This is a genomic window from Yersinia canariae (assembly GCF_009831415.1).
Taxonomy (GTDB): Bacteria; Pseudomonadota; Gammaproteobacteria; order Enterobacterales; family Enterobacteriaceae; genus Yersinia; species Yersinia canariae.
In genome coordinates this window covers 1,733,098-1,751,704 of the sequence record NZ_CP043727.1, presented here as the reverse complement: position 1 = coordinate 1,751,704, position 18,607 = coordinate 1,733,098, and the positions used below count along the sequence as shown (strand labels likewise).

The following is an 18,607-nucleotide window of genomic DNA, read 5'->3' as shown; positions in this document are numbered from 1 at the left end:
GCTTATTTCCAGCATATAAACCTGCATTCATCTAACCCTAAAGCATATACCTCTAGCTATACCAAACTTCCTGCTTACTACTGGCTGTCTCGCAACAGACAGATTAGAATAACCCACACTATTGCCTACATTTATATCCTGTCTGGCGATAAATTTTTTTGAATTTAAATATATGTGTCGCTCTGGCTTTACATTAGGGTGTATGCATCGTGGATCATCCGAGCTAAATAGAAAGTCATTCTGGTGAATATAAACGTCGCAAATTTGTTAAACGGCAACTACATCTTGCTGTTATTCGTGGTTTTAGCACTGGGATTATGCCTGGGCAAACTGCGACTCGGGCCTATTCAATTAGGTAACGCTATTGGTGTGTTAGTGGTATCACTGATACTTGGGCAACAGCACTTTACCATTAATACTGAAGCTTTGAATTTGGGCTTTATGCTCTTTATTTTTTGTGTCGGCGTTGAAGCTGGCCCAAACTTTTTCTCTATTTTCTTCCGTGATGGCAAAAACTACCTGATGCTGGCTTTGGTCATGGTGGGCAGCGCAATGATTCTGGCGCTGGGGCTCGGTAAATTGTTTGGCTGGGACATCGGCCTGACCGCCGGGATGCTAGCCGGCTCGATGACATCCACACCTGTTTTAGTGGGCGCTGGCGATACACTGCGCCATACCATCGCGAATAATCCGGCACTGCAACATGCTCAGGATAACCTCAGCCTGGGTTATGCCCTGACCTATCTTATTGGCTTGGTTAGCCTGATTTTAGGTGCGCGATATTTACCTAAACTTCAACATCAAGACTTACCAACCAGTGCTCAGCAAATAGCCCGTGAACGCGGCCTTGACACTGACAGTCAGCGTAAAGTCTACCTGCCGGTTATCCGCGCCTATCGTGTTGGCCCGGAATTGGTGGCATGGGCTGATGGTAAAAACCTAAGAGAATTAGGTATTTATCGCCAAACCGGCTGTTACATCGAGCGCATTCGCCGGAATGGTATCTTAGCAAACCCGGATGGCGATGCTGTGCTGCAAGTCGGTGATGAAATTTCACTGGTCGGCTATCCAGATGCGCATTCCCGCCTTGACCCCAGCTTTCGTAACGGTAAAGAAGTGTTTGACCGTGACTTACTGGACATGCGCATTGTTACTGAAGAAATTGTGGTCAAAAACAGCAATGCCGTCGGTAAACGCCTCAGCCATTTAAAATTAACCGACCACGGCTGTTTCCTTAACCGCGTGATCCGCAGCCAGATAGAAATGCCGATTGATGACAATGTGGTGCTGAATAAAGGCGATGTCTTGCAAGTCAGCGGGGATGCACGGCGAGTCAAAAGTGTGGCGGAGAAGATTGGCTTTATCTCCATTCACAGTCAGGTCACCGACCTGCTGGCTTTCTGCGCTTTCTTTATTTTGGGCTTAATGATTGGCCTGATTACCTTCCAATTCAGTAATTTCAGCTTTGGTATTGGCAATGCCGCTGGCCTACTGATGGCGGGCATCATGCTTGGCTTTTTGCGGGCCAACCACCCGACTTTCGGCTATATCCCGCAAGGGGCACTCAATATGGTGAAAGAGTTCGGATTGATGGTCTTTATGGCCGGAGTCGGGCTGAGCGCGGGTGGCGGTATTAACAGCAATTTGGGTGCCGTGGGCGGCCAAATGCTGATTTCCGGCTTGATAGTCAGTTTAGTGCCAGTCGTTATCTGCTTTATCTTTGGCGCTTATGTATTACGCATGAACCGCGCCCTGCTTTTCGGCGCGATTATGGGGGCCCGCACCTGCGCACCGGCGATGGATATCATCAGCGACACGGCTCGCAGTAACATCCCAGCGCTTGGATATGCAGGGACTTATGCCATTGCAAACGTATTACTGACATTGGCGGGCTCACTCATCGTCATTGTCTGGCCGGGAATATTAGGCTAGTACGCCAAAAGAGGCATTTAAGATAAAGCTAAACATTATTTTATACTTTTTTTATTTCCCCAGAACTTTCTTACCGGGATGGGGTCTGATTTAATGCCACTGCTTTTCTTTGATGTCCCCATATTGAGGAGCCCGATAGTCCCGCCTTGTTAGGTTCAAGACTAATCGGGTTTTTTCTTGCCTGAAATTTGAGTTTTCTCCCGTTCCTCATGATTTATCACGACTTGTTGGCGTTGCAGATACCCCCCCATTAACGTCAAGTACGAAGGGAATGCCCTTAAGGCTTTCTTAAGGCAGAATTATTACAGTACAAATATTACAACTTCTGCTCCAGGTTATTGCGTGAAGATCAACAAACCCGTCACTCCATCTGATGTCACCACCTCAACATTAAATAATACCTCAACGGCATTGATAATTAGGACAAACTCCCTTTACTCGCTGCCGTTATCCTTTTATTTTTGGCAGGTTTTTGCGCTGGTGATCAGTGGATTGCTGTTTCTCTGGTTATCCCGCGATGAGCAGCTGGATTGGCTTATCAGTAATAATTGGTTTGATCCGGTCTCACAACATTTTCCATGGGAAAATAATGTCTGGCTGGATTTACTTAATCACCGGTTATTGAAAATAACCATTATTAGCGCTGCCACCATCGCGTTGTTGTGGGGCATTTATCACCGTAATACGCGCTTAGTGACCACCATGTTGTTGTTTGGTATCGGCCCATTGGTGATAGGTATTTTAAAAGCCACCAGCGCGCACTCCTGCCCTTGGGACTTAGTGGAGTATGGCGGCAAATCCCTCAGCTATGTGTTGATGGGGACAGTCCCCGCCGGCGCGGGTCCAGGCCACTGTTTCCCTGGCGGTCATGCATCCAGTGGTTTTGCAGTGATGGCATTGTTTTTCTTGTTTTACCCCGAGCGGCCACAGTGGGCTTTGCTGTGTTGGTTCGCCGGTGTCAGTCTTGGCATGTTGATGGGTTTTGGACAAATCATGCGTGGGGCACATTTTCTTACTCACAACCTGTGGGCGGGTTGGTGGGTATGGCTCAGTCAGTTGGCTGCGTATTGGATGATAAGCGGTTATTACCACCGTGATAAGGGTACAAAATGATAGAACAAATAAATTACTTTTTCTTTTCCATGATAAATGCCACCCCAGCATCACAGCCATGGATGATTTCTTTTGCGACTTTCATCGCACGCGATTTGATTATGATTATCCCCGTATTATTGGTGGGGTTATGGTTGTGGGGGCCAGAAAACGCCATGGATTCACAGCGCGCCTTAGTCACCAAAGCCGCCATCGCTCTGGCTTTTTCTATGCTTTCAGCCTCTTGTATCGGGATGCTTATCCCGCATGACAGGCCTTTTGTCATCGGTTTTGGTTATAACTTTATGAACCACGCACCTGACAGCTCTTTCCCAAGCGACCACGGCACTGCTATTTTCACTTTCGCTCTCGCTTTTGTTTTCTGGCACAAACTGTGGTCAGCAATCAGCATGATGATCGTGGCCGTCGCGATTGCATGGTCACGTATCTATCTGGGAGTACATTGGCCGTTAGATATGGCGGGTGCCTTTTTGCTCGGTATTGTCGGCTGCTTGTTTGCACAGTTAGTGTGGAATTTATTCGGCTATGCTATCTCACATGGTATGAAGCGCCTTTATCACCTCGGTTTTGCCTTGCCTATCAGCCGGGGATGGGTCAGAAGCTAGCCCTCTCACGTTATTAATTTTACATTGTCGGCAAACTAAAATGCCGACAATGCTCATCTAAAAATCTCTCCTTCATTTAAAAACACATAAAAATCATATGATTGCATTGGTAGTCATGCTATTTGATGGCTATTTAACAACCATTAATGTAATTAAAATAACAAAATAAAATCTAAAACAGCTAAATATGTGAGGATTATCTTTGTTTTTTCCATTAAATGTTATTATTATAACAACATAGCTAACTTACAGATGAACAAAAGGATAATAATCATGACGATCAATTACGCTAATTATATCGACCATACCCTACTGGCAATGGATGCTACCGAAGATCAAATTATTAAGCTGTGTGAAGAAGCTAAGCAGCATCATTTCTATGCAGTATGTGTTAACTCCGGGTATGTACCCGTTGCTGCACAACAGTTAGCAGGAACATCAGTTAAAGTGTGCTCAGTTATTGGTTTTCCACTGGGTGCCGGTCTGACTGAAGCAAAAGCTTTTGAGGCCCAGGCCGCTATCAAAGCTGGCGCACAAGAGATTGATATGGTTATTAATGTTGGCTGGCTAAAAAGTGGTAAAATCGCGGAGGTTAAAGCTGATATTAAGGCCGTGCGCGATAATTGCGCCTCCACACCGTTGAAGGTAATATTAGAAACTTGCCTGCTCAGTGACGCGCAAATTGTACAAGTTTGTGAAATGTGTCGTGAACTTGACGTAGCTTTTGTTAAAACCTCAACCGGTTTTAGCACTGGCGGTGCTAAAGAAGAACATGTCAAATTGATGCGCGCCACAGTAGGTCCAGAGATGGGAGTTAAAGCTTCCGGTGCGGTTCGCGACCGGGCTACAGCAGAAACGATGATTAAGGCTGGGGCAACACGCATTGGCACCAGTTCTGGCGTTGCTATCGTTTCAGGTCAGCAAACATCTGCATCAAGCTACTAACTTAGTCTGTATCCAATATATTTCAATAGGTTGAAATGCGGGTTACCAGCGCGTCAGCACTTGAAAGATGATGGGTATAAAGCCCGGCCAAGGTCGGGCTTACTTATTGCCATGTACTGTTTTGTACACTTTTTTGCGTTGCATGGTCTTGAAAACAACTCGTCAGGGATAGCTTATGGAAACTCGCCGTGCAGAACGAATCAATAAACTTACTCAGGCCCTTAAGCGTTCCGACAAAATCCATTTAAAAGACGCGGCTAATCTATTGCGTGTTTCTGAAATGACGATTCGGCGAGATCTTAGTGCTGAACCCACATCCGTTATTTTGCTCGGCGGTTATGTGGTGATGGACCCTAAAAGCAACAGCGCCAATAACTATTTTGTTTCTGACCAACAAGCTAAACAGGTGGAAGAAAAGCGCCGAATCGGCCAGTTAGCGGCACGTCTTATCGCGGAAAATGACACCGTTTTCTTTGATTGCGGCACGACAATTCCGTCGATAATCGACGAAATTGATGAAGAACTGTCTTTTACCGCGATTTGCTATTCCCTCAACACCTTCCTGTCTTTACAAGATAAACCCAATTGCAAAGTTGTCTTGTGTGGGGGGGAATTCAAACCTAATAACTACATTTTTACGCCGATAAGCCAACATAATGAGCTGGATAATGCTTGTCCAAACAAAGCTTTTATCTCTGCGGCAGGCGTTTCTATTGAGTACGGCGCAACTTGTTTCAATTTCGACGAGATCCTATTAAAGCACCGTGCAATTGCCAAATCCCAGCATAAAATTCTGGTAGCCGACCACAGTAAGTTTGGCAAAATAAAACCCGCCAGTATCGGCGCGTTGACACTATTTGATGCTGTCGTGACCAACCGTGAGCCTGATATCGAATTCAGTGAGTTCTTTTTACAGCACGATATTAAAACCTACTGTTAGGCCCTCTTTCTTTCGCACATACCGATAGCGAACAGGATGCGTGCAAATGCATCCTGCACTGAGAACGCCCTCTTATGACATCCAGTCTGGCGGCCTCCTCCTTGATTACATAGCAAAAATCTTAAATTGCCAAATACTGAGTAGATAATATCGGCTGCATATTGCCAGGCACTAATGGGCTATATTTAAGCAAAATAATCCGACAACAAATAACCATACTTTATTTGTGGCTAAATGGCGTTTTACTCATAAAAATTTTGAAACGCAATTCCATTGATTAATTAATATCCGTTGATATTTTTGTTTAAGGTAAATTAATTTAACATTTGATGTTCTTTTAATGCATTTACGTAAAAGAATAGCGTTAGTTTATTGTCAGACAAATTATCAACCGCATATGTTCATATGACAAATAAACCATAGAATACTAATAATCACTCCCTGACTTATTCTGAAAGACAATCTGAATTATTGCTATTTTCTTATTTCACTGCTTATAACACTATAAAAATCACCCGCTCTTACTTATTCTCTATAAAATATAATTATCTTCATATATCAACAAGTTGTGTTAATTTTAATATTTTAAATTAATGATATTCATCAAGGAATTAGTGGAAAAATTGATTTTTGCTAGATTCACAAGCGCGGTTAAAATATATTGCCCATCAAGAAAGGGGGAGCAAAAAAGAATTGTTTGTTTATTGGTCAATTATAGAAAAGATGTTTTTATTTTTCTTATCGATGAATTACAAACATTCACATAACAATCAGTTGTAAATCCGCAACAATTCATTGGGGTCGAGTTTATTGAGCATTTGCGAGCATGATCACGGTAGTTTTCACTACAAATCGCTATCTTGCCGCCAGCAAAAACTACTGTTCTCCTCAGAACAACAAAAATATCCGATAAAGCGAATTCATCCGCTTAAAATCGGTTAAATTTTGCACTTTAACGTTTAGGTATAAATCACAACCACGACACCAAGCTAATAACCAGGGCACCAATTTTAAACAAATCGTTTCGACTGAATTTTTCACCTGATAATGTCGCTAAATAAGGCACTACAGGTCTCTAACTTTCGGCTCTTAATTTTAAATTAACGTGTTCACATTGGAGATTTTTCATGGACACTACTCAAACGGGCACTATTGCCTCCACGGGAAAAACTTCATCAAGCACATGGCGTAAAAGTGACACCATGTGGATGTTGGGTCTGTACGGCACAGCCATCGGCGCGGGCGTATTATTCCTGCCAATCAATGCTGGTATCGGCGGCCTTCTGCCTCTTATCGTTATGGCCATTATTGCTTTCCCGATGACCTTCTATGCACACCGCGGCCTGTGCCGTTTTGTGCTGTCAGGTAAAAATCCGGGAGAAGATATCACTGAAGTGGTTGAAGAACATTTTGGTAAAGGTGCGGGTAAACTGATTACTCTGCTTTACTTCTTCGCTATCTACCCAATTTTGTTGGTCTACAGTGTTGCGATTACCAACACCGTTGATAGCTTTATTACTCACCAGATGCATCTACCATCACCACCACGTGCCATTTTGTCGCTGATCCTTATCATCGGCCTGATGACTATCGTGCGTTTTGGTGAACATGCCATTGTGAAAGCAATGAGTATCTTGGTGTTCCCGTTTGTTGCGGCATTGATGATGCTGGCTGTTTACCTGATTCCTAACTGGTCAAGCGCGATATTTGAGAATGTCTCAATGGATGGCAACGGCACGGGTAGCGGCCTGTGGATGACGCTGTGGCTGGTTATCCCGGTGATGGTGTTCTCATTCAACCACTCCCCAATTATCTCTGCTTTTGCAGTAGCAAAACGCGAAGAGTATGGTGTTGATGCTGAGAAAAAATGCTCCCGCATTTTAGCTTTTGCTCACATCATGATGGTTGTGACAGTGATGTTCTTCGTATTTAGTTGCGTACTGAGCTTGTCGCCAGCCGACCTGGCAGAAGCGAAGAGCCAAAATATTTCTATTCTGTCTTACCTGGCTAACCACTTTAATACCCCAATGATTGCCTATATGGCGCCAGTCATTGCCTTTATCGCTATCACCAAATCTTTCCTGGGCCACTACTTAGGCGCTCGTGAAGGCTTTAACGGCATGATGATCAAATCTCTGCGTAGCAAAGGCAAAGAAATCAATCATGACAAACTGAACCGCATTACTGCGCTGTTCATGCTGGTGACCACTTGGATTGTCGCAACCATGAACCCAAGCATTTTGGGCATGATTGAAACCCTGGGCGGCCCAATCATCGCGATGCTGTTATTCCTGATGCCAATGTATGCCATCCATAAAGTGCCAGCGATGCGCAAATACAGCGGTCACATCAGTAACATCTTCGTGGTTATCATGGGTCTTATTGCTATCTCTGCAATCTTGTTCAGCCTGTTCGGTAAGTGATTTTGAAGCTGGCCAACCTCCACGGCCAGCTCATTATCATCCGCTGATAATCGATTCAAAAGCCGGTGCGTCCGCACCGGTTCTTTTCCACGGCAATGTATGCATTTTAATAATATTACCTAAGTGATGGGTGTTACAGCTAACACGTAACAACACCAGACACGAAAGGTATAACGCCTTTAACATGAAGGAGGCGAATAATATGGTCAGCGTTTTTGACATTTTCAAGATTGGTATTGGTCCTTCCAGCTCTCACACCGTCGGCCCGATGAAGGCTGGCAAGCTGTTTACCGATGATTTAATCACTCTGGGACACCTTTCAGCCGTCACCCGAATCACCGTTGATGTTTATGGCTCTTTGTCTCTTACAGGTAAAGGCCACCATACCGATATTGCCATCATTATGGGTCTGGCGGGAAACATGCCGGATACAGTTGATATTGATGCCATCCCTGGTTTTATCCGTGATGTAGAGTCGCGGGAGCGTTTGCTGCTGGCCAATGGCAGTCACGAAGTTGATTTCCCGGCACGTGGCGGGATGAACTTCCATGAAACCAATTTGCCTTTGCATGAGAATGGCATGACCATCAGCGCACATGCAGGTGATGAATGTCTGTTCAGCAAAACATATTACTCCATTGGCGGCGGGTTCATTGTCGATGAAGCTCATTTTAGTCAGCAAGACAGCAATACTGTTTCTGTCCCCTACCCGTTCAATTCTGCGCGTGATTTGCAAAAACACTGTAAAGATACCGGCTTATCTTTATCCGGTTTAGTGATGCAAAATGAGTTGGCTTTGCACAGTAAAGCCGAGATAAGTGCGCACTTTGCGGCTATTTGGGATGTCATGCGTGCCGGTATTGAGCGCGGTATTAATACTGAAGGCCTCTTACCTGGCCCCATGAAAGTTCCGCGCCGCGCCGCTGCATTGCGCCGTATGCTGGTCACCACAGATAAACATAATGCCGATCCGATGATGGTTGTCGATTGGATCAATATGTATGCCTTAGCGGTCAATGAAGAAAATGCGGCAGGGGGGCGAGTTGTCACTGCGCCGACTAACGGGGCTTGCGGTATCATCCCTGCGGTTTTGGCTTACTACGACAAATTCATTCGCCCTGTGAATGAGAACTCATACAGCCGCTATTTCCTTGTTTCAGGTGTTATTGGTGCGCTGTATAAAATGAACGCATCCATTTCTGGCGCTGAAGTCGGTTGTCAGGGGGAAGTCGGTGTTGCCTGTTCAATGGCCGCTGCCGGTCTGGCTGAATTGATGGGCGGAAGCCCAGCTCAGGTCTGCATTGCGGCTGAAATTGCCATGGAGCATAACTTGGGGCTGACGTGTGACCCGGTTGCAGGGCAAGTTCAGGTGCCATGTATCGAGCGTAACGCAATTTCCGCCGTGCAAGCCGTTAACTCAGCCCGTATGGCATTGCGCCGCACCAGCGAACCCAGCGTCTGTCTGGATAAAGTCATCGAAACGATGTACGAAACAGGCAAAGATATGAACTCAAAATACCGCGAAACATCTCGTGGCGGCCTGGCCATCAAGGTTGTAGCTTGTAACTGATTTCTCTGAATAAATCATAAAAAGGGCGGCTTAATAGTCGCCCTTTTGCTTAAAGTTAGCTAAATAACTGGCTAATTTTCATCATCACGAAATCCCAGATGCGGCTGAAGAATCCGCCCTCTTTCACTTCGTTTAAGACGACTAACGGCCGCTGATCAATAGTTTGACCATTCAGTTGAAAATCGATAGTTCCGACCACTTGATGCTTCGCCAGCGGAGCGCGCAATTCCGTCTCATTGAGCTTATAACTGGCTTTCAAGTTCTTCATCTGCCCTTTCGGGATGGTAATAGCGGCATCCTCAGCCACGCCAAGTTCAGCTTGCCCGGTATCACCAAACCAGACTTTCTGCGTCACAAAAGGTTTCGTGGCCTTAATCGGCACCACGGTTTCATAGAAGCGGAATCCCCAAGTCAGCAATTTCTCACTTTCACTGAAACGGACTCTGTCACTGGGAGCACCCAGTACAACGGAGATCAAACGCATCGGCCCATCAGTCGCCGAGGCCACCAGATTATGCCCGGCACCGGAGGTAAAGCCGGTTTTCATGCCATCGACATTGAGACTCGTGCTCCATAACAGCCGGTTGCGGTTAATCTGACGAATTTTATTAAAGGTAAATTCTTTCTCTTTATGCAGCGCATATTCATCAGGAACATCACGGATAAGCGCTTGCCCTAAAACCGCCATATCACGCGCGGTGCTGTACTGCCCGGGAGCATCAAGGCCATGCACCGTCATGAAGTGGGTATTGTTGAGGCCAAGCGCTTTGGCGTAATTATTCATCAAACCAACAAAGCTGTCCTGACTGCCGGCAATAAAATCAGCTAGCGCAATACTGGCATCATTACCGGACTGAATCACAATACCTTTGTTCAAATCGGACAATTTGACTTGATCACCCGGTTTCAAAAACATCACCGAGGAGCCGCGCAATGCCGGGTTACCGGTGGCCCAGGCATCTTTACCGACGGTCACTAAATCATCCGGATGCACTTTGCCGGCTTTAATGGCCTGTCCAATCACATAGCTGGACATAATTTTTGTCAGACTAGCAGGGTCAAGACGCTGGTCACTGTTACCCTCAGCCAGCACTTTTCCACTGTTGTAATCCATTAATACGTAGGCTTTGGCGTCTATCGCAGGAGGTGGTGTGTCAGCAGCATTGGCATGAGGCAGTGCCAAGAGCAACAAACCAGCACTGAAAGTCAGCTTTTTTAGCTTGAACGGGAAAATAAATTTCATCATGAGGTCGCCAGAGTATCCTTGCAAATAATTGGAAATAAGTGGTATTTCCAAAATAACCACAGTCCAATTAGCGAAAAAATCACGTTTTTTCACTGAAACTGAAATATTAGCTTAGTCATATTTCAATACCTTTTCTAAATTTATCCCATTGCCGCGCCAAATGGGCATTGTTTTACGTTTTGTTTTGTAAAGACGCTGTTTTCACCGAGTATTGATGGCTATACGGCTAACCATCTTCCTATCTAAACACCCTTACATCTAAGCACCTAAACGTCTAAAAAACCATAAGTATATTACCAAAAGGAATATGAACGGGTTATTTGTTCTTTTTAGTGCCTAAGCCGCTAGCGCTATTATCCAGCCATAGGTTGTTAACCGAACTCATTCTGTTAACTCAATGTTTACTGGAGTCAATGATGGCTATCCCGCGCTCGGTGCTTGATCTTATCGGCCACACCCCACTTTTGGAACTGACCCGCTTTGATACCGGGCCGTGCCAGTTATTTGTGAAGTTGGAAAACCAAAATCCCGGCGGCTCAATTAAAGACCGGGTCGCACTCTCAATGATTGAACAGGCGGAAAAAGAGGGCTTACTGCAACCCGGCGGCACCATTATTGAGGCCACCGCCGGGAATACTGGCCTTGGGCTGGCGCTGGTCGCCGCACTTAAAGGCTACAAGTTGATATTGGTCGTGCCGGATAAAATGAGCCAAGAGAAGATTTTCCATCTGCGCGCATTGGGCGCACAAGTGCTGCTCACCCGCTCTGATGTGGGAAAAGGCCATCCGGCCTATTATCAGGACTATGCTCTGCGGCTGGCGCAGGAGACTCCGGGTTCTTTTTATATTGACCAGTTCAATAACCCAGCCAATCCCGCAGCTCACCGCACCTCAACTGGCCCTGAACTATGGCAGCAGATGGGCGAAAAAATTGATGCTATCGTGGTGGGCGTGGGCTCCAGCGGCACACTCAGTGGGCTAAGCCAATATTTCACAGAGGTTTCGCCCGCAACAGAATTTGTGCTGGCCGACCCTGCTGGTTCCATTTTGGCGGATTTCGTCGACAACGACCACATTGGTGATGCCGGTAGCTGGCTCGTCGAAGGGATTGGCGAAGACTTTATCCCGCCGTTGAGTAACTTCTCTCAAGTAAAAAAATCCTACAGTATTGATGATGCTGAAGCTTTCAGTACCGCCCGCATCCTGCTGCGTGAAGAGGGTGTGCTGGCAGGTTCTTCTACCGGAACCTTATTGGCAGCGGCATTACGCTATTGCCGCGAACAAACTACGCCAAAACGGGTGGTGACTTTCGTGTGTGACAGCGGCAATAAATACCTGTCCAAAATGTTCAATGATTACTGGTTACTGGAACAGGGATTGCTGAGCAAACCTCAGCGGGGTGATTTGCGTGATTACATCACTTATAGCCATGAGGACGGCGCAACCATTTCTGTCTCACCACAAGATACCTTAGCCGTCGCTCACGCCCGGATGCGCCTGTATGACATCTCCCAATTGCCGGTATTAGACGGCGAAAAAGTCGTTGGCCTCATCGACGAATGGGATCTTCTGAACGCAGTGCAAGCTGATGCTTCCCATTTCAAACACCCGGTCAGTAGCGCGATGACCCGTCAGGTCAATACGTTACAAAAAGAAGCCGATTACCGGTCTCTGCTGGCAACCTTTAATGATGGCCATGTCGCAGTGGTACTCGATGGTGAGCGCTTCCTCGGGTTGATTACCCGCACCGATGTTTTGAATACCTGGCGTCAAAAGCTGGCTTAATCTTCTCTTATTAAGGATTTTTATCATGGCAAAGTTCGATACCCTAACCGTCCATGCCGGTTATACCCCAGACAGCACGGGTGCAGTGATGCCCGCAATTTACGCGACGTCCACCTTTGCACAACCCGCTCCTGGCGAACACACCGGGTATGAGTATTCCCGCAGTGGTAACCCCACTCGCACTGCATTGGAAAAAGCAATTGCAGAGTTGGAAGGTGGCATCCGTGGTTATGCTTTTGCCTCGGGTTTGGCCGCCTGCTCAACAGTTCTGGAATTGCTGGATCAAGGCAGCCATATCATTGCCGTGGATGATTTATATGGCGGAACCTACCGCCTGCTGGAGAAAGTACGCAGTCGCACCGCCGGTTTGCGGGTAACTTATGTTTCTCCCGCAGATACCGCCGCACTGGAACAAGCCATTTTACCTGAGACCAAAATGATCTGGGTGGAGACGCCAACTAACCCATTGCTAAAATTGGCGGATCTGGCCGCGATTGCTGCTATTGCCAAAAAACATCAGTTGATTAGTGTGGCAGACAATACCTTTGCCTCACCTTATATTCAGCGCCCGCTGGAGTTAGGTTTTGATATTGTGGTGCATTCAGCCACTAAATATCTTAATGGTCATTCTGATGTTGTCGCCGGTGTCGCCGCCGTGGGGAACCATCCTGAACTGGCAGAACAATTGGGCTTTTTGCACAATGCTGTCGGCGGGATTTTAGACCCCTTCAGCAGTTTCCTGACATTACGCGGTTTGCGCACTTTGGCGTTGCGTATGGCGCGCCATAATCACAGCGCACAGCGTATCGCCGAGTGGCTTGAACAACAGCCGCAAGTAGAAAATGTGTATTATCCTGGGCTGAAAAGCCATCCACAGCACGCGTTGGCTGCCAAACAGATGGCCGGTTTTGGTGGCATGATTTCGGTGAGATTGAAAGGAGATGATGAGTTCGCTCGTGCTGTCATCAAGCGCTCACATTTATTTACTTTGGCCGAAAGTCTCGGCGGTGTCGAAAGCTTAATCAGCCAACCCTACAGCATGACCCATGCATCAATCCCATTGGAAACCCGCTTAAAACACGGGATTACCCCGCAACTTTTGCGTTTATCCGTCGGGATTGAGGATACCGAAGATTTGATTGCTGACTTGGCGCAAGCATTAAACGGCTAATTATCCTGTTTTTGAGTCTTGTTCTTTGCGAAATAAAGCTACAGGAGTGAATATAACGCCTGTAGCTTCAATTCTAAATCGGCATGATAGAGTCACAAACTTTAGCGCCGATGCGCCAGCGACCTGACCCACTTATCACCCAGACTTTGTGCGCCCTGTACCAGAATCACCAGAATCACTAAGGTTGCCACCATCACTTCATTATTAAACCGCTGATAACCATAGCGAATCGCCAAATCGCCCAAACCACCGCCGCCAATAACACCGGCCATGGATGAGAACCCCACCAGCATCACCACAGTTAAAGTCACTCCTGCTAATAAAGCCGGTAGCGCTTCCGGCAGTAACACTTTTTGAATCACATGCCGTGCAGACCCGCCCATAGATAAAATGGCCTCAATCCGCCCTTTATCCACTTCATCCAACGCGGCCTCAACAACCCGGGCAAAAAATGGAATGGCACCTAACGTAATGGGCACGATAGCGGCAGTGCTCCCCAATGTAGTGCCGATAATCCATCGGGTGATGGGAATCAGCGCGATAAGCAATACCACAAATGGCATTGAGCGCCCCAGATTCACAATAGCACCTATCAATATATTCACCCGAGGGGCCGGTAGCACACCATTAGGGCGTGAAACAAATAATAAGATCCCCAGCGGCAGGCCAATTAATAGAGTGAAAAAGGTCGCTACAACAACCATATAAAGGGTTTCACCGGTCGCATTGACCACCAGCTCCAACAGATCCTGCCAACTCATCCCGCTGCTCATATCAGTTCGGCCCTCACACCACGCTCATTCAGAAATTGTAAAACTTCCGCTAAATTCAGCCCGCCGTCTGGGTGGCTGAAATCAACTTGCAAGCGCCCAACTCGTTGACCGCCAATAGATTCGACCCCGCCCCCCAGTAGGGTGACTCCTACCGCATGCCGCTGCGCTAATTCACTCAGCACCGGCGAGGCCGATACCGTATCAAAGAAAGTCAACTCCGCTACTGGTGTGCCAGATAATGATACCGGGCCACGCGCGGGCAACAGCGAGCGCCCCAGCCGAGAGTGAGGCGAAGAGAGTAAATCGGCTATCGCGCCGGTTTCCACCACCCGCCCATTTTCAAGTAAGGCGGCGGTATCGCAGATGGACTTCACAACATCTAACTCATGGGTAATCAACACGATAGTTAGCCCCAGTTGGCGATTAATATTGCTGAGCAGCGCCAGTATCGAGGCCGTGGTTTCTGGATCCAGCGCACTGGTGGCTTCATCAGATAACAAATAAGATGGCTTAGCCGCCAGCGCCCTGGCGATGCCGACCCGCTGTTTTTGTCCACCCGATAATTGCGAGGGAAAAGCATGGGCTTTATCATTCAACCCGACTAAATCCAATAACTCCGCCACACGCTTTTGCCGCTGTGGTTTCGGCATACCAATAATTTCCAGCCCAACAGCAATGTTGTCCCATACGTTACGTGAATGAAGTAAGTGGAAATTCTGGAAAATCATGCCGATATTCTGTCTTTGCAGACGTAATTGGCGATCTGAAAGTGTGGTTAACTCGCGGCCATCTACTTGAATACGGCCCGAAGTGGGCCGTTCCAGTAAATTCAGGCAGCGGATTAAGGTACTTTTCCCCGCCCCGCTGCGGCCGATAATACCGAACACCGAGCCCGTCGGGATCTCCAGTGAGACCTCCGCCAGGGCCACCATCGGCAGCCCTCCCTGTGGATAGGTTTTACTCAGGCGTTCGATGCTAATCATGATTTAATGCCTGCCACTGGAATAACAGAACCGGCATATTTTTCAGTGATAAACTTCGCCACTTCTGGTGACTGCAAATCTTTCGCCAACTGTTTGATTCGTGGATCATTTTCCAGCGCCGGCGTGGTCACCAAAATATTGGCGTACGGGTTACCCGCGGCTTTCTCCAGCCCTAAAGCATCTTTGGCCGGATTCAAACCCGCTTCTAATGCATAGTTTCCATTAATGACTGCTAAATCAACATCATCCAGTGAACGCGGGATCTGCGGTGATTCAATCTCCAGGATTTTCAGGTGTTTAGGGTTGTTCGCAATATCCTTGGGTGTGGCCTGATTTTTCGCCGGGTCAGTAAAGCCCGGTTTTAACGTAATAAGCCCTTGATCTTGCAATAAATAGAGCGCACGGCTGAGGTTAGTGACGTTATTGGGTACCGCGACAGTGCCCTTGTCCGGCACTTCAGCAAAGGTTTTATGTTTATGGGAATAAACGCCCAGTGGCTCAATATGCACCGTGGCAGCAACCGCAAACTTCTGCCCCAATGCTTGCTCTTGAGAGTGCAAATAAGGAACATGCTGGAAATAGTTAGCATCCACATCACCATGCGCTAACAACTCATTCGAGTTAACACCATTAGTGATTTCAATGACTTTGAGATTCAGCGACGGATCCAGTTTTTGGATAAATTGCAGAATTTCCGCATGCGGAATGGGGTCTGCTGCGACCCGCAGGGCCTCGGCTGCTTGTGCCGATAAAGTAAAAGTCGACGCCAGTGCCGTCAGTAATGCCGCACGAACCAAGCCAGAAATACGGGTTTTAGTCATCATTGTCTTTGTCATCATTATCATCCCCAAAATAAGTTTTTATAATTTAATATCAATAAGTTGTACTGACGGCAGCCGTTGCAGCCGACGGCGAAACCACGTCTGGATAATAGCGCTCGGCAACATCCGGATGAGAACGCAAACGTCCTTTGAGATAATTAAGCCCAACATCACGGAATAGGGGATTATGCGGATCACTGGCCGGCCCACGAGCTTCCGCAGCCAGAGAGGCGGGCAGTTGATACAATGGCACGACGGCATCCAAGCGCGCGCCGAGGAAAAAGGCGATTGATAAACGGTCTGCCCCCGCAGGTGGGGTTTCTACCCGATGCACTGTGACGCGCAAATAGCCATTACTGGCCAGTTCCAGCAGTTCACCAATATTGACCACAAAAGTGTCTGGCCGCGGCACCGCATCAATCCAGCGCCCCTCTTCTACCTCAACTTGTAAACCACGTTGCTGGTCTTGCAACAAGAAACTGAGGAAACCGGAATCTTTATGCGCGCCCACTCCCTGCCCGCTTTGGGTGGTTTCGCGCCCTGGATAACGAATCAGTTTGATATGTTCATTGGGTTTATCGCCATACAACTCATCAAATGCGTTTTCATCTAAATTTAGTGCCAAAGCAAAGGCGCGCAGTAAGCGCAGCGCCATACCGGTCATTTCGCGCTGCCATTGCAATAAAGTTGGTTTTAATTCGGGCAGCGCTTCTGGCCACTGGTTTGGGCCTTGCAGCCGAGCCCAACTTGGTGTGCCGGAGGTTTGAGGTAATGGCGTGCGCTCAGCGCCGATATCGAACTGTTCACGCCAATCTGGCTGGCCGCGCGTGAGTTCCGAAGCCGCGCGGTTGTAACCACGAAAATGCGGAGAGCGCACCATGGCAACAGCCAGTTTCTCTTCATCAGGTAGAGCAAAGAATTCACGTGATAAGGTCTGGATTTGTTGTAATAACGCGGAGTCAATACCATGTCCGGTCAGGTAAAAAAATCCAATATCTCGGGCGGAATGACGTAAAGCGACGAGAAATGCCTGACGTTCCTCTTCATTGCCATTCAGCAATGAAAGATCTAATAAAGGTAATATATCCGCATTAACCGGTGATTGACTGCTTAGGTTTTGGTGACTCATTTTTCACTCCAGAAGATTCAGTTGGTTGCTTTTTTTGCTCAGAACCAATGAAAACTGGACAACCATACAAACGAATAATTAGCATATTCAGCTCCTGAGCTGTGGGGGTGAAAGCAGGCAGTCGACAACACTCTTTCCTTGGCCCAGGGCGGTTGGTCACAAACTGCGCGGTCAGACAAAGCGCAGTTTTAAGAGCGTTCTCGACTAAATGCTTAACAATCTATATCCAAACGATATAAATAATTAACACCGAAACTCGCTAACTCACCAATATCAATCCGTTCTATGTTATTTCTTTCATTACTTTGTCTTAATTGCCCCCTATTCTGATTTACTTTCATGTTTGGGTAGAAAGTATTAGGTTAACTATTGATACCTGTTATTCCGGTGGGAAATTGCCAATGTTCAGCACATACCCTGTTAAGTTTCACTTCGCCCGCGTTATCTACTTGGAGGTGGCTTAATGGATTTGGCCCTGTTTGATCTTGATGAAACGCTGATAAGCGATGACAGTTCTGGCCTATGGATGCGCTGGCTGGTTGATGAAGGAATTGCTTCTCACGAACTGGCAGAACAAGAACAGTATTTAATGAAACAGTACTATCAGGGAAACCTGTCGATGTCCTGTTATATGGAATCAACTTTGTCACCTTTGGTAGGAAAGCACACGGCTGAAGTGGCCGGCTGGGTCGAGCGTTTTATCGAGCGCGACATTTTGCCCCGCGTCTATCCGCAGGCCAGAAAACTTCTGAACTGGCACCGTAATCGTGGTGATTACATCGTGATTATTTCAGCCACTGGCGAGCATTTGGTCACCCCCATTGCGCAGTGTTTCTCTGCCAATACAGCATTGTCTATTGGCGTGGAAGTGGAGAATAGCCGCTATACCGGCAAGACTTACGGTACCCTGACTTATCGTGAGGGCAAAGTTGAGCGGCTGAAACAGTGGTTGAAGGAATCGCCCCAATTAGACTTCCAGCGGACCTATGGTTACAGTGATTCAATCAATGACAAACCGTTATTGGAATATGTTGATCGCGCCGCAGTGATCAATCCGGGTACTGAATTGGTGGACCTGGCAATTTTGCATGATTGGGATATCCATCATTGGCAACGGCGTTAACTCAAAATAATTTGAGTTGCAAGAAAGTAGCGCGTGAATGAAAGCCGCT

The 18,607-nt window shown here is 47.1% G+C and carries 15 protein-coding genes; 10 read left to right on the top strand and 5 right to left on the bottom strand.

Annotated features, from left to right (window positions below; all coding sequences use genetic code 11):
* Positions 1-243 precede the first annotated feature (243 nt).
* From F0T03_RS08155 to F0T03_RS08125, 7 genes are all read left to right on the top strand, one after another.
* Positions 244-1,932, top strand: a complete 1,689-nt coding sequence (locus F0T03_RS08155; protein WP_145552948.1) for an aspartate:alanine antiporter — start codon at positions 244-246, stop codon at positions 1,930-1,932.
* Between the two features lie 441 nt (positions 1,933-2,373).
* Positions 2,374-3,045 (top strand): phosphatase PAP2 family protein, encoded by a 672-nt coding sequence (locus tag F0T03_RS08150; protein ID WP_162527021.1) that lies wholly within the window; start codon positions 2,374-2,376, stop codon positions 3,043-3,045.
* The gene (gene ybjG, locus F0T03_RS08145; RefSeq protein WP_208787117.1) at positions 3,045-3,650 is read left to right on the top strand and encodes an undecaprenyl-diphosphate phosphatase; all 606 of its coding nucleotides are present in this window, start codon (positions 3,045-3,047) and stop codon (positions 3,648-3,650) included. Before F0T03_RS08150 ends, ybjG begins: the two co-directional genes overlap by 1 nt.
* Positions 3,651-3,923: 273 nt before the next feature.
* The gene (gene deoC, locus F0T03_RS08140; RefSeq protein WP_159677764.1) at positions 3,924-4,595 is read left to right on the top strand and encodes a deoxyribose-phosphate aldolase; all 672 of its coding nucleotides are present in this window, start codon (positions 3,924-3,926) and stop codon (positions 4,593-4,595) included.
* A gap of 175 nt (positions 4,596-4,770) precedes the next feature.
* Entirely contained in the window at positions 4,771-5,535 is a 765-nt protein-coding gene (gene deoR, locus F0T03_RS08135) for a DNA-binding transcriptional repressor DeoR (protein WP_145552954.1), read from the top strand.
* Between the two features lie 1,127 nt (positions 5,536-6,662).
* Positions 6,663-7,958, top strand: coding sequence for an HAAAP family serine/threonine permease (locus F0T03_RS08130; RefSeq protein ID WP_145552956.1), 1,296 nt, complete (start codon positions 6,663-6,665; stop codon positions 7,956-7,958).
* 202 nt (positions 7,959-8,160) lie between these two features.
* The gene (locus F0T03_RS08125) at positions 8,161-9,528 is read left to right on the top strand and encodes an L-serine ammonia-lyase (RefSeq protein ID WP_145552958.1); all 1,368 of its coding nucleotides are present in this window, start codon (positions 8,161-8,163) and stop codon (positions 9,526-9,528) included.
* 55 nt (positions 9,529-9,583) lie between these two features.
* Here F0T03_RS08125 and F0T03_RS08120 read toward each other — a convergent pair whose 3' ends face one another.
* Positions 9,584-10,774: a serine hydrolase gene (locus F0T03_RS08120; RefSeq protein WP_162526913.1), complete on the bottom strand. Its 1,191-nt coding sequence runs from the start codon at positions 10,772-10,774 to the stop codon at positions 9,584-9,586.
* Positions 10,775-11,190: 416 nt separating this feature from the next.
* On the opposite strand from F0T03_RS08120, the gene F0T03_RS08115 reads away from it, so the two are divergent.
* Together F0T03_RS08115 and F0T03_RS08110 are read left to right on the top strand one after the other, a co-directional pair.
* Positions 11,191-12,558 (top strand): pyridoxal-phosphate dependent enzyme, encoded by a 1,368-nt coding sequence (locus F0T03_RS08115; RefSeq protein ID WP_159680776.1) that lies wholly within the window; start codon positions 11,191-11,193, stop codon positions 12,556-12,558.
* 25 nt (positions 12,559-12,583) lie between these two features.
* Complete coding sequence (locus F0T03_RS08110) at positions 12,584-13,729, top strand: trans-sulfuration enzyme family protein (protein ID WP_159677761.1); 1,146 nt, start codon at positions 12,584-12,586, stop codon at positions 13,727-13,729.
* Positions 13,730-13,830: 101 nt separating this feature from the next.
* On the opposite strand, the gene F0T03_RS08105 is transcribed toward F0T03_RS08110, so the two are convergent.
* The 4 genes from F0T03_RS08105 to F0T03_RS08090 are packed head-to-tail and all read right to left on the bottom strand — an operon-like array spanning position 13,831 to position 17,435.
* Positions 13,831-14,502: a methionine ABC transporter permease gene (locus F0T03_RS08105; protein ID WP_145552962.1), complete on the bottom strand. Its 672-nt coding sequence runs from the start codon at positions 14,500-14,502 to the stop codon at positions 13,831-13,833.
* A complete protein-coding gene (locus tag F0T03_RS08100; RefSeq protein WP_145552964.1) occupies positions 14,499-15,485 on the bottom strand; it encodes a methionine ABC transporter ATP-binding protein in 987 nt (328 codons plus the stop codon). The genes F0T03_RS08105 and F0T03_RS08100 overlap by 4 nt, the downstream gene beginning before the upstream one ends.
* Positions 15,482-16,306, bottom strand: a complete 825-nt coding sequence (locus F0T03_RS08095; RefSeq protein WP_159680774.1) for a MetQ/NlpA family ABC transporter substrate-binding protein — start codon at positions 16,304-16,306, stop codon at positions 15,482-15,484. Before F0T03_RS08095 ends, F0T03_RS08100 begins: the two co-directional genes overlap by 4 nt.
* Positions 16,307-16,358: 52 nt before the next feature.
* Positions 16,359-17,435, bottom strand: coding sequence for an isopenicillin N synthase family dioxygenase (locus F0T03_RS08090; protein WP_159677758.1), 1,077 nt, complete (start codon positions 17,433-17,435; stop codon positions 16,359-16,361).
* 463 nt (positions 17,436-17,898) lie between these two features.
* Here F0T03_RS08090 and F0T03_RS08085 point away from each other — a divergent pair, with 463 nt between their 5' ends.
* Positions 17,899-18,558 carry an HAD family hydrolase gene (locus F0T03_RS08085; RefSeq protein WP_159677756.1) on the top strand — a complete coding sequence of 220 codons (660 nt, stop codon included), beginning with the start codon at positions 17,899-17,901 and terminating at the stop codon, positions 18,556-18,558.
* Positions 18,559-18,607: the final 49 nt, after the last annotated feature.